Origin of the sequence: Pseudomonas cedrina subsp. cedrina (assembly GCF_001983175.1) — a bacterium.
GTDB classification, from domain to species: domain Bacteria; phylum Pseudomonadota; class Gammaproteobacteria; order Pseudomonadales; family Pseudomonadaceae; genus Aquipseudomonas; species Aquipseudomonas cedrina.
The window spans coordinates 282,072-294,541 of sequence record NZ_MNPW01000007.1; the positions used below are offsets into that span (position 1 = coordinate 282,072).

Annotated in this window: 8 protein-coding genes; 1 reads left to right on the plus strand and 7 read right to left on the minus strand. The window is 61.4% G+C overall.

Annotation, left to right across the window (positions count from 1 at the left end; all coding sequences use genetic code 11):
• Positions 1-30: 30 nt before the first annotated feature.
• Positions 31-435: a TraR/DksA family transcriptional regulator gene (locus tag BLL36_RS16730; protein ID WP_003191666.1), complete on the minus strand. Its 405-nt coding sequence runs from the start codon at positions 433-435 to the stop codon at positions 31-33.
• A 373-nt stretch (positions 436-808) separates the two neighbouring features.
• Between BLL36_RS16730 and BLL36_RS16735 the strand changes: the two genes are divergently transcribed.
• Positions 809-5,521, plus strand: coding sequence for a dermonecrotic toxin domain-containing protein (locus tag BLL36_RS16735; RefSeq protein WP_076952491.1), 4,713 nt, complete (start codon positions 809-811; stop codon positions 5,519-5,521).
• A 744-nt stretch (positions 5,522-6,265) separates the two neighbouring features.
• Here BLL36_RS16735 and BLL36_RS16740 read toward each other — a convergent pair.
• From BLL36_RS16740 to BLL36_RS16765, 6 genes are all read right to left on the minus strand, one after another.
• Complete coding sequence (locus BLL36_RS16740; protein ID WP_076952492.1) at positions 6,266-7,288, minus strand: ABC transporter permease; 1,023 nt, start codon at positions 7,286-7,288, stop codon at positions 6,266-6,268.
• A 25-nt stretch (positions 7,289-7,313) separates the two neighbouring features.
• A complete protein-coding gene (locus BLL36_RS16745) occupies positions 7,314-8,867 on the minus strand; it encodes a sugar ABC transporter ATP-binding protein (protein WP_076952493.1) in 1,554 nt (517 codons plus the stop codon).
• Positions 8,868-8,932: 65 nt separating this feature from the next.
• The gene (locus BLL36_RS16750; RefSeq protein ID WP_076952494.1) at positions 8,933-9,868 is read right to left on the minus strand and encodes a sugar ABC transporter substrate-binding protein; all 936 of its coding nucleotides are present in this window, start codon (positions 9,866-9,868) and stop codon (positions 8,933-8,935) included.
• Positions 9,869-9,928: 60 nt separating this feature from the next.
• On the minus strand, positions 9,929-10,108 hold the full coding sequence (locus BLL36_RS16755; protein WP_076952495.1) for a hypothetical protein: 180 nt from the start codon (positions 10,106-10,108) through the stop codon (positions 9,929-9,931).
• A 151-nt stretch (positions 10,109-10,259) separates the two neighbouring features.
• The gene (locus BLL36_RS16760; protein WP_076952496.1) at positions 10,260-11,288 is read right to left on the minus strand and encodes a Gfo/Idh/MocA family protein; all 1,029 of its coding nucleotides are present in this window, start codon (positions 11,286-11,288) and stop codon (positions 10,260-10,262) included.
• A gap of 155 nt (positions 11,289-11,443) precedes the next feature.
• Complete coding sequence (locus BLL36_RS16765; protein ID WP_076952497.1) at positions 11,444-12,469, minus strand: Gfo/Idh/MocA family protein; 1,026 nt, start codon at positions 12,467-12,469, stop codon at positions 11,444-11,446.
• Position 12,470 lies beyond the last annotated feature (1 nt).

Below are 12,470 nucleotides of genomic sequence, written 5' to 3' on the forward strand. Positions count from 1 at the left end.
ACCGCGCGGCGATCCCCCAGCTTTACGGCATCAGGCTTGACGCTGGTGCTTGTCGATCTGCTCGTGGCGCTCTTGCGCTTCGATGCAGTATTTGGTGGTCGGGCTGATCAGCAGGCGCTTGAGGCCGATTGGCTCGCCGCTGTCGTCGCACCAGCCAAAGGAGTCTTCCTTGATGCGCTCCAGTGCGCGCTCAAGCTGCGGCAGCATGCGCTGGTCGCGGTCGATGGCATTGACCAGCCAGGTGCGCTCTTCTTCCACGGAAGCGGCGTCGGCCGGATCGGCCGGGGTGTCCAGGCTTTCAATGGCGATACGGTTCTGTTCAATGCGCTCGTGGTGTTCCACTTTCATGTCCTGCAGCAACTTCTCGAAAAAAGCGTGCTGTTCGGCATTCATGTAGTCATCCGCCGGCATGGCCAGCAACTTTTCCTTTGTCATTGATTTCTCTATAAAAAATACGTGAATTAAGGCGAATAAGGGAGCGTTCCGGCTGACCTTTGCAGGCCTCGGAAAGGCGCCGTCCATTTCAAGCGCCACCCGGCACTCAATTTACGAGGGGCGGCAGTCTAAGGCCGACTTGAGGGCGCAGCAACTGAAAAGACAGGCAATTTTTCCGAGATAACCCCCAAAAGCACCAGGACGGGCTCGGCGAATGGTTATCGGAGTGCGTTTATAGCAAGAAATTCAGTGTCGTGGAGCCATATAGAAGACAAACGGTTGTTCAATCCGCCAGCAATACATAACGCCAAGGCCAGGGAAGAAAAGCTTTAGCTGGCAACACTGCGCCTTTGCAGTGGAAAAAGGAGCTTTCATGAGCCAAATCTTCTCCTCGCCGGCGCACGCGGTCGCTGCCCGGTTCGCCTCTCGCCCGCCCCTGGCCGACGTCGCCCGGCAACAGCTGACAGCCGCGTTCGCGCAAGCCTATCCAGACCTCTCCATTGACCTGACGCGGACCCAACTGGCGGTACCGGCCAGCGCTGGCGGCTGGGCACTGCAACCGTTAATGCCGCGCGTACTGGCCTTTCTCGCCGGCGATGCGGCGTTGGGAATGCAGGACAACGATGGGCGCCCGTGTTTTTTAACCGACCATCCACCCACCCGGCTGCAACAGGCCGACGGACAACCGCTCGACATGGCCGGGGTTGAAGACCTGATCAGGACCCTGCCCTGGACCTTACCGATCGCGCTGCAAGACGCCCTGGCCGAGTATTGGCGCCAGGCGCCGGATGGCGATAGCTCGCGTTGGTGCTGGCTCAGTGAGCTGCTCGCGGACACCCTCACCTTCTGTGCTGCCCACCAGGCAGACCTGACGAGCACTGAGCGTGAGAGGCTCTATCAGTTTGTCAGTGAACCTGTCCGCGAGGATCGCATCGAACGCTTCGGTTCCGACGCCGTGCACCTGTATTTCCCCTACGTCGCCCTCACCGACGGCCATCGCACGCAACGCGTGCTGGGGCCAGACCTATTGATACTGTGCCCGGTCAATGGCCGTCCCCAGGCCTTACTGTGCCAGCCGGCGGGTACCTGCCAGCGCTTTGCCAGCGCCGACGCCGCCTTGCAAGCCTGGGCCGGGCGGATCACGCAAGACCGCACAGTAACGCAGATCACTCTGCACCGTTTCGAACCGGACGGTGATGTGTTCGAGACCCAGGCCGCCATCATGCTTGAACAGCACTTGCAACAGCTCCAGGCCTTGAAGCTCCCTGCCACCCTGGGGCTCGACACGTTGCAAGCGGTGTACCGGCAGATAACCGAGCCGGCCAGCGCATTTTCCGCCCACCCGGTCGCCAACTCTGGGCTGCTCGAGACGCTGCGGCCCCTGGCGCCGCGCTGGCTGCAACAGGCCGCGACAACCGACCAGGCGCGGTACCGTCACTACAGTTTGGCCCTGGCCTGCGCCAAAAAACGCAGTGAAGGGCTGACGTTCCTCAGCGACATCCTCGATATCCGCACATTCACCCGCGCCGCGCTGCTCAACTGGCTGCAGGCGCAAGACATCAACGCCGCCCCACCCGACCCTGACGACCTGCTGCTCACCTTTAATGTCGCAGCCGGTTACCCAGGCGGCGCGGGTTTTGTCGAGCCTGTGCACATGAGCCTGACCGACCTGGCGATCCGCAATCTGCAAGGCCGCCCCCGTGGGCAACTGACCCTCAAGCACCGTCACGATACCCCGCTGCCCCCCTGGCTCACGCCCGACGCCATCATCGGCAGCGGCGGGCTTATCCAAAGCGTTGACATCGGCAAGACCTACCCTGAACTGCTCAGATCAAAGTTGCTTGGCGATAATGAGGCGGTGCGCCAACGGGAAAGACGCTTCGCCGCGCATACCGTCGTGCAACTGCCCCTGCAAGCCCTGGAATTGCGCCTCAAGGGCGAGCAAGGGTTTACGGCCCGAGGCGCCGCCTGCGTCGCGGCGTTGGTCGCCAGCCATGCCTCGCAGCGACACGTCGATGGCAATCCCATCGTGATCCGCCATTTGACCCTGGTGCGCAAACCCCAGGCCACTCCCGACATCGTCGCCAACATGTACGTCATCGAAGCCGAGGACGGCCGGGTCGGGCCGCATATTCTCTACCGGCCGCTATACACCGACAGCCTGCGCGAATTTGCCGACCGTGCGCACTTGCTTGCCGCGATTGCCAGCGCGGGCGACCTGCAGGACAGCGTGTTGACCTGGCTGTCCGACGGCGCGCGGCCGATTTATGACAATGGCGGCTTTCAGCAACCGCATTACGTACGATTCGGCGTCGGTGATGAGTTTGAACGGCCCGAAGTCCCACAGCCGGCGACCTTGGGCAGCGACGGCGCCAGCGACGAATTACTGCAATGCCTGGCCAACGGACAACTGATGGAGTACCTGTACGGCGCAAATGCACGGGCACTGGTCGATCAGGCCGACCGCGAGTCGGTGTCCAATGCCGAAAGCCGCTGGGCGGTGTTCCTTGAGGGCGCGAGCCTCTTGTTCAACACCCTGCTGCTGCCGCTGGCGCGCGGCCCGCTGATGGCGGCCGGCTGGTTGCTCAGCCTGATGACCGCTGCCAACCGCGACATCCCCGGCCTTGCCAGCGATGACCCGACGGCGCGGGAACTGGCCTGGGCTGACCTGCTGCTGAACGTCGGCATGCTGATGTTCGAACTCGCGCCCTCGACCCAATCCCTGTCAGACCCTGTACCCACCGACACTCAATGGCGGGCGCTGCGTTCGCCCTTGTCGCGCCGGCTCGCCGATCAATGGCCCGAACCACCCGCGCCCGGCGTGCAACAGGGCGCAGTCCTGCTGGGAGGTGGCGGGCCCGGGCTGGCCAATACTGTGTTCGACTTCAGTTTCGCCAGCGCGCGCAACCGCCTCACCCCCGGCCAGCAGGCGCGCCTGGCGCAGTTCCAGGTTCCCAGGCCAAAGGACCTGTCCGGCGCCGTGCTCGACGGCCCACGCCGTGGCCTCTTCCAGCACTATCGCGACTGGTACGCGCGGGTCGACGCGCATTGGTATAACGTGCGCCCGCAAGCAGACGGGGCGGCGTTGATCGTCCACCCCTTCGACAGCACACTTAGCGGTCCTTATTTACAAGCGGATGCCACCGGCAACTGGTCATTGGACTTGCGCCTGCGCCTACGCGGCGGCATGCCGCCCAAGCGGATCGCCGCTGAACGCGAACGCAAGGCCTTGCGCAAACGACAACTGGAGGAGCAGCAGGCCAACTTCCTCAGCACTCGGCAGGAAATGCGCCAAGGCCGCCTCGTCACGATCAAGAGCCTGCAGGAAGCACTTCAGGAAAAGGCCGACAATGCCCAGCAACTGATGAACCGCGCTGCCGACGACCCCAAATACAGCGCCGCGGCCCGCGCCAACACGCGCAGGAACTTCGACGCTGTCCTGCAAGAACAGGTGGCGGCGTACGAAGGCCTGCTCAACAGTCGCCAGGAACGCCGCGAGTTGGGCATACCGATGCCCGACAGCGCGGTAGCGGTGTTCCTCGAAAATACCGTGAATAATGCACGCAAGTCGGTGGTGGTCGCCCACATGGATCGCCAGGCCCTGTATGCCGAACATCCGGACTTGAGCGCGTCCTACCAGCAGGCGCTGCCCGCGGTAATCGCCAACCCTGTGCGTTACAAGCAATTTCTCCAGGCGATGAGCGCAATCAATGAGCGCCAGGTGCAGGCATTGGAACTCAAGGATCGTTATCTGCTGGAACTGTTCAACCTCGGCCACCCCGGCCGGCAAGCCTACGACCGTTTGATGCGCGAACGTCCGGATGAACTCGGCGCCCTCGCGCTCAAATACCTGCAGCTGCAAAGCTTGAAATACTTGAGCCGCAAAACCTGGGACCCCGGCGTATTCATCAGTGACCTGGACCTGGCCCTCGACCCACTTGCCACGCACTTGCGTACCCACAGCGAGCTCAACCACCTTAACTTGGCGCCTGCCGACCGCCTGGCCGTGCTTGACAGCCTGTTCGAGCATTACGGCCAGGCGCTCGATGCTCTGCAAGGAATGGCGATGATCCATGCCGAATACCTGGAAATGCACTATTTTCAACGCATCCAGGCGTTGGTGGAGTCACTGTATCAGGACGTGTTGCAGCAACTGGCCGCCGAGGTCAAGCCGCAAGCCGACACTATCAAGCGCCCACCGAAAAGAGCGCTGATAAGCAGCGGCAAGGTCACCAAGAAAGTCATCCGTACGCGCAAGCAGGGCATCCTGATCGGCGACCTCAAACCGGCGGGCAGCACCCTACCGATTGACGTGGTCGAGGTACGCTCCGAACAGGACAACCACCTGCTGGCGACCTATTCCCAACATGAAAGCGGCTGGGACGAAGTACGCGAAGTAAGGCGTCCCTCACAACCGTCGCTGCCTCCCCAAATCCGCCCTCTCAGTGCCGTCAAAGGCGAAGCACGCAAGCAGCTCAAGGCCCTGGAAGGCATCATCAAGCGCGAAGAAGGTTACGCCAAGGTGTCTCGGTACCCCATTGAAATCCAGGAGAGCCTGGACCACGAAGCCAGGCGTTTTGACGCGCTGGCGGGCGAGTTTGAACGCGCCATTACTGTGCAAACCGAAGGTCAGCCCACCACGGACGATGACCAAACACTGATTAATCAGCTGCGTGCCGCGTTCACTCGATTAACCGCGATGGGCAAAGCGCTGCGTCTGCAGCGAGCCCTGGAACTGCCCCCCACCGACGCGAATCTGGCGTTCCTGCTTGAGCAAGACAAAGTCCAACTTGCCAGGCTGGGCGAGCGCATCGCACTGCGTGGGGAACGACGTGATTTCATCCAGGAATACGCCGTGAACGACAAGCGCGGTTTTCCCCTGTGGTACGCCCATTTCCACTACCCCAAGGCGGACACGCCCAAGCTCGAGTACGCCATGGCCCACCTGAAAACCAAGGAACAGCGCCGCGAGAGTTACTACTCGTTGCTGGCCAAGGCCCAGAGCGCACAAAGCGTGGTGGATGTGCATCGCGGCGAGATCAGCCGGGCGTTGGCCGAGCGCCGCTTCTTGCCGCTGGCGCCTTGAATACTGTGAGCGCTGGCTTGCCTGCGATAGCCATAGGTATCTACACAACTGCTTGCTGTTGCTGTTGCTGTTGCTCTGGCTTTTGATCTTGATCTCAGGCGCCCCGTCAAACACGCTGGCCGAACGCAGGCTTGAATCCGTGGGTAACCCGGCAGGACGCCGGGTTAGCCGCCCCGCGCCATGGATGGCGCGTGGCGGCGGCCCACGGATTCAAGTCTGCGTTCGGGCACACCGAGCCTAAGCGAGGTGCCGAGTGTTGGGGCAAGAGCGTTTTGCTTACTTTTGCGCTTTTCAAAAGTGAGCCGCCGTAAGGGCGGAACCAATAGCAGTCGTTACCGCAGAAATGGATATGTACTCGGTCAGATCCAAAAAAATAGTCGCCTGACAGACTGCCATCGCAGGCAAGCCAGCTCCCACATTTGAACCGGGATAGACATAAAAGATCGGTCGACCCTCACGCCGCCACGGGAGCAAGCTCCCTCGCTATAGGGTTTTGCGCGGCGTCAAAGTTGTGTAGATACCTATGCTGCGATGGCCGTAGGTATCTACGCATCTTGGTAGTGAGCGGGCTCGTCCCGCGCTGGGTGGCGAAGCCGCCCCAATAAAGACACAGCCAAGTTCCAAGGACTGGGTCGCCTGTTGTGGGGCTGCTTCGCAGCCCGGCGCGGGACAAGCCCGCTCACTACAGGGAAATTTTCAAAGTTGTGTAAATAGCCACGCTGCGATAAGGGGTCGCCGTTCGATTCAGCGCTTGAGCTTGCGCTTGTTGCGGTACTGGTCGATCACCACCGCCACCACAATGATCAGGCCCTTGATAATGTCCTGGATATACGCATCCACCCCGACAAAGGTGAACCCGCTGGCCATCACCCCCAGGATCAGCGCGCCGATCACGGTGCCGGTGATGCGCCCTACCCCACCCGCCAGGCTGGTACCGCCGATCACCGCGGCGGCAATCGCATCCAGCTCGTAGGACATGCCCATGCCGGCCTGGCCGGTGGCGGCGCGTGCCGAAGCCACCACGCCCGCCAGGCCTGCGAGCAAACCGGCGATGCTGTAGACGATGATCAGGTGGCGCTTGACGTTGATGCCCGAGGTGCGCGCCGCCTGCATGTTGCCGCCGATGGCGTAGGTGTACTTGCCGTACTTGGTGTAGCGCAGGGCGATATGGAAGATTACCGCCACCACCAGGAAGATGATCACCGGCATCGCGCCATGGCCGATGGCCGTGTAGGAGTCCGAAAGCATGCTCACCGGCTGGCCTTCGGTGTAATAACGCGCCAAGCCGCGGGCCGACACCATCATGCCCAGGGTGGCAATGAACGGCGGGATGCCCGTGACGGCGATGATGCTGCCATTGATCGCCCCCGCCAGCAGTCCCACGCCAAGGCCCATCGCCACCGGGATCCACACCGGCAGGTCGGTCAGGCTCGGAAACACTGCCCGGGAAAAGTCAGAAGTTTGCGCCAGGCTGGCAGCGATCATCGCCGACAGCGCGAGTACCGAACCCGAGGACAAGTCGATGCCGGTGGTGATGATGACCTGGGTCACACCAATCGCCAGCAGGCCAATGATCGACACTTGCAAGATCATCAGCACCAGGCGCTGGGAGTTCATCAGGAAGCTCTGGTCACGCACGATCCAGCCGAACAGCTCAAACACCAGGCCGATGCCGATCAGCACCAGGAAGATACTCAGCTCGGTGGGCAAGCGACGCCGTTGCTTGGCCGGGGCCGTGGCAGGCTTGTTGTCTGTTATTGCGTTCATAGCCAATCACCTTCTTATTCTGTAGTCAGTGGACTGCCGTCATTCCGGAAGCCAACTGCATGACTTTTTCCTGGGTCGCTTCACTGCGGTCCAGGGTGCCCATCAGTTCGCCTTCGTGCATCACCATCACCCGGTCGCTCATGCCCAGCACTTCGGGCAGCTCCGAGGAAATCATGATCACCGCCATGCCTTCGCTGGCAAGGAAGGCAATCAAGCGGTAGATCTCAGCCTTGGCGCCGACGTCGATGCCGCGGGTCGGCTCATCCAGGATCAGCAGGCGTGGGTTGGTCATCAGCCAGCGCGCGAGCAAGGCCTTTTGCTGGTTCCCGCCGGACAAGGTGTCGATGCACTGCTCAAGAGACGGGGTTTTCACCCGCAATTTCTTGCACATGTCTTCGCATAGCGCGCGCAGGGCTTTTTGCTGGATAAAACCGTTGCCCGAATAGTGCGGCAGCACGGCCATCTCCATGTTTTCCAGCACCGACAGGCACGGAAACAGGCCACTGAGCTTGCGGTCCTCGGTCAGCAGCGCAAAGCCCTTCTCGATGGCCATGTGCGGGTCGGTGATGCGCACCGGTTCGCCGTCGAGGGTGATCTGCCCGCCGCTGCTTGGAGTGATGCCGAAAATGGTTTCCGCCACGTTGGTGCGGCCCGAGCCCATCAAGCCGGCGATGCCGAGGATTTCCCCGGCGTGCAGGTCGAACGACACGTCCTTGAACACACCGTCCAGGCGCAGGTCGCGCACCGACAGCAGCAAATCGCCGATCGGCGTTTCGCGCACCGGGAACAGCTGGCTCAGCTCACGCCCCACCATCATCGAAATCAGGCTGTCGCTGTTCATGCTGTCGGCACGCTGCAGGCCGATGTACTGGCCGTCGCGGAACACCGCCACTTCATCGGCGATGGCAAACACTTCGTTCATTTTGTGGGTGATGTAGACGATGCCTTTGCCCTGGGACTTGAGGTCGGCAATGATCGAAAACAGGTGCGCCACTTCTTTCTCGGTAATCGCCGACGTCGGTTCATCCATGATCAGGATGTCGGAATCGTAGGACACGGCCTTGGCAATCTCGACCATCTGCCGCTCGGCGATGCTCAGGTTGCCCACCTGTTCCTCGGGGTCCAGGTTGATGCGCAGGCGCGCCAGCAACTCGGCGGTGCAGCGGTGCATTTCGCGGTGGTTGACCATGTGCAAGCCGTTGAGCTGCTCGCGGCCGATCCAGATGTTCTCGGCGATGCTCATGTGCGGCATCAGGTTGAGTTCCTGGTGAATCATCGCAATACCGGCCTTTTGGGCGTCCAGCGGCGTGTCAAACCGAATCGGCTTGCCGCGCAGGCGAATCTGGCCGGCGTCGGGCTGGTAGATACCGGCGATGATTTTCATCAGGGTGGACTTGCCGGCACCGTTCTCGCCCATCAGCGCCAGGACCGAGCCTGGGCGTACGCGCAATTGCACGTCCGCCAAGGCAACGACGCCGGGAAAGCCTTTGCTGACGTTGACGATTTCCAACAGATAGGGTTCTTCCAGCTCAGGGGACAGCGTACCGGGAGGCTGGGAAGACGTCGCTTGAGCGAGCATAGGGAGGTTCTCCTTCTGCAGGGCGGCCGTGACCGCCCTGCCGGCTTATTGTTTTTGTGTCAGGGCTATTTGAAGTCTTTGACGTTGTCCGGGGTGATTAATTGGTACGGGATGATCACGTTCTGCTCGACCGGCTCGTTCTTCGCCATCTTGCGCGCCGCTTCCACCGAGCCGACCGCTTGCCCCTTGGCGTCCTGGAACGCCGAGGCGGCCATGTCGCCCCGGGTGATCGCATTCAAACCGTCCGGCGTGCCATCGACCCCCGCGATCAATACGCTGCCCGGCTTGGTACCCGCGGACTTGAGGGCCATGGATGCACCGATCGCCATTTCGTCGTTGTTGGCCAGCACGGCGTTGAACTCGCGGCCCTGGGTCAGCCAGTCGTTGACCAGGGTCATGCCGCGATCACGCAACCAGGTGCCGGTCTGTTCCTGCTCGATCTTAATGTCGGGGTATTTAGCCAGAATCTCTTTCACGCCTTTGGTCCGATTGGTGGTGGCATTGTTGGCCAGATCACCCAGCAAAATCACGATTTTGCCCTTGCCGCCCATCTTTTCGGCGATGTACTGCATTTGCATCCTGCCCGCTTCGAGGTCATCGGAAGTCACCGCTACCACGCCCTTGGGCAAGTCTTTCTGGTCGGGACGACGGTTGACGAACACCAGCGGGATGCCGGCCTTGCTGGCGGCATTGATGATGTTCTTGGTCGACGCGGTATCCACCGGGTTGACGATGATCGCGTCGACCTTCTGGCTGATAAAGTTCTCGACCTGGCTCAGTTGCTTGACCACGTCGGCACGCGCGTCTTCGAACTGCAATTGCACACCGTCACCCTTGGGATAGGACTTGGCTTGCTTGTCCATGTCTTCACGCAGGTAGGTCAGGAAGGTGTCATCGAAGGCGGACATGCTCACGCCCACTTTAAGGTCGGCGGCGCAGGCGACACCGCTGCCCAGCATCAACGACAGGGCCAGCGCGGTAAAACGGATCGGGGTCTTCATGAACGGTCTGTCTCCACTTTCTTGTTGGTTTTTTGGACGTAGCGTTTATCAGATATGAGCTCAGAGCGAAGATGACGGCAGTCGAACCACCGGTGCTCCCGGAATGCAGCACACCAGCGCGCCTTGGTTTTCGACGCACAGCACGTTGAGAAAGGAGAAATAGAACGGCCGGGCGCGGGGCAGACCGCGTGGCGTGTGGGCAGGGCGTAAAACGCGCAGTACAGCGTTGAAGATTTTCATCTGACGGTACCTGGTTGTTTTTGATCTTGTTTTTGTTGAGTCGCCCGAATCGCGTCCGAACGTACTTTTTGCAACCTGGAAAAGACTTTATTGGAAAAAAATTTCCATATCAACATCTTTTAGAATTTTGTTCTATTTTTGTGGAAATCTCCTACAGCGCCGCCATGTCGATGACCTGTCGGCGCTCCGCGCTGAGACGCGCGGCGTCCAATACGCGGGTGGTTTCCAGCGCGTCATGGGCATCCACCGGTAACGGCCCCTGCCCTTGCACAGCTGCTTGCAACTGGCGATAGAACTGCGTCCAGCAACCCTTCTCCGACGGTACCCGTTCGCGCTCCGGCCCTTGTTCGAACCAGCCCCAGCGCCGATGCTCCTCGGCGCCCCAGTGCTCGCCTTCGGTTTTTGGTGATTTGCCGGCCATCAGTGCTTCTTCCTGACCATCCAGGCCGTCGACGGTGTAACAGCCCAAACTGCCACTCACACGAAAGCGCGGCGCCTGGCAGTTTTGCAGGGCATTGCCCCATAGGTGGGAAATCACACCGTTGGCGTGGGTCAGGGAGACGAAGAAGCCGTGGTCGACGCTGGGGTGTTCGGCGGTGTAATGCAACTGCGCAAAGACCCGCTCCACCGGGCCGAACAGTTGCAGCGCCTGGTCCACCAAGTGGCTGCCCAGGTCGCGCAACCAGCCGCCGCCGCTGGCATTGCCCACCGCATGTGGGCTGTAGCGCTCCACGCGGGATTCGAAACGGCTGACCTGGCCGAGGGCGCCGGCGTCGATGAGTTTGCGCAGGGTCAGGTAATCCGAGTCCCAGCGCCGGTTCTGGTAGACGCTCAGCAGCACCTCATGGCGCTCGGCGGCGGTGATCAGCGCCTGGGCCTGCTCGGCATTGGCGGCGAAGGGTTTGTCGCTCACCACCGCCACGCCGTGCTCAATAGCCTCCAGCACCAGCGCCGGGCGGCCTTTGAGGGTGGTGGAAATGACCAGCGCATCGACGCCGGCTTCAACGAGCTGGCCGATGGAGTCGAAGGCTTTCACGCCGGGGTGATCGCTGTGTAATTGCTGGCGGCGTTCGGGTGAACGGGTCACCACGCCGACAAAGGTTGCGCCTGGCAGGGTTGCCAGTAATGGGGCGTGGAAGAAACGCCCGCCGTGGCCGTAGCCGACTAGTCCGATTCGCATAACTCACGCCTTATATGAAGTGCAAACCCAATTCAAATGTGGGAGCTGGCTTGCCTGCGATAGCGGTGTGTCAGGGCAAGAATCCGCCATTGACAGACCGCTATCGCAGGCAAGCCAGCTCCCACACTGACTGCATTCCACTTTGAGATTGTGGTTCAGCCGTAAAAGCGCGGCCGCTCCGGCAAGCTGACCTGCACAATCTGCTCGCTGCCCTGGGCTTCGATGCACGCATCCGCCGCCACCGCCGCGGCAAAACCATCCCACGCCGACGGCCCACCGACCTGGCCGGCGCGCACGCTGTCGATAAACGCCTGCAACTCCACGTCATAGGCGCCGATAAAGCGGTCCTTCCAGTCCATCAGGATCGCGTTGGACAGCTTGGCCCCGCTGCGCAGTTGCACCTGGGACGGCTCCGGCAACTTGGCGATGCCGGTCTCCCCCACCACTTCGCACTGGATGTCGTAGCCGTACTGGCAGTTGACGAAGACCTCCACATCGATGCGCGTGCCCTTGGCGGTTTCCAGCAACACGATCTGCGGGTCGCGCAGATGAGCCAGCGCTTTGCTGGTCTTGCGCGGGAATACCACTTGCACCGACACGTAGTCGTCGTTGAGCAACCAGCGCAGCACGTCCAGCTCGTGGATCAAGGTGTCGGTGATCGCCATGTCGGTCTTGTAGTTTTCGCCCACCGTCGGGTTGCGGTGTGCGCAGTGCAACATCAGGGGCTCGCCGATCTGGCCGCTGTCGATCACGGCCTTGAGGGCGCGGTAACCTTCGTCATACGGGCGCATGAAACCGACCTGCACCAGGCGCTTGCCATGGGCGACTTCGGCCTCGACGATCCGGCGGCAGCCCTCGGCAGTGACGGCCAGGGGTTTTTCGCAGAACACCGGCTTGCCGGCGGCGATGGCCGCCAACACGAACTCCTCATGGCTCGGGCCCCACGAGGTGACCAGGACCGCCTCGACCTGGGGCGACTGAATCAGCGCATGGCCGTCCGCGTACACCTCGGCGTCCAGCTTCAACTCGGCGACCACTTTGGCCGCTTGTTCAAGGTTGATGTCGGTCACCGCCACCACTTGGCTGTTGAGCAAGGTCTGGCTGCAACGGCGAATATGGTCGCGGCCGATGGCGCCCGTACCGATGACACCTATGCGCAGTGAATTAGAAAGCAAAGACATG

Bases quoted from the DNA above. Each gene is read 5' to 3' on its own strand.
- BLL36_RS16730 (WP_003191666.1), bottom strand. From the start codon at position 435: ATGACAAAGGAAAAGTTGCTGGCCATGCCGGCGGATGACTACATGAAT.
- BLL36_RS16735 (WP_076952491.1), top strand. From the start codon at position 809: ATGAGCCAAATCTTCTCCTCGCCGGCGCACGCGGTCGCTGCCCGGTTC.
- BLL36_RS16740 (WP_076952492.1), bottom strand. From the start codon at position 7,288: ATGAACGCAATAACAGACAACAAGCCTGCCACGGCCCCGGCCAAGCAA.
- BLL36_RS16745 (WP_076952493.1), bottom strand. From the start codon at position 8,867: ATGCTCGCTCAAGCGACGTCTTCCCAGCCTCCCGGTACGCTGTCCCCT.
- BLL36_RS16750 (WP_076952494.1), bottom strand. From the start codon at position 9,868: ATGAAGACCCCGATCCGTTTTACCGCGCTGGCCCTGTCGTTGATGCTG.
- BLL36_RS16755 (WP_076952495.1), bottom strand. From the start codon at position 10,108: ATGAAAATCTTCAACGCTGTACTGCGCGTTTTACGCCCTGCCCACACG.
- BLL36_RS16760 (WP_076952496.1), bottom strand. From the start codon at position 11,288: ATGCGAATCGGACTAGTCGGCTACGGCCACGGCGGGCGTTTCTTCCAC.
- BLL36_RS16765 (WP_076952497.1), bottom strand. From the start codon at position 12,469: ATGTCTTTGCTTTCTAATTCACTGCGCATAGGTGTCATCGGTACGGGC.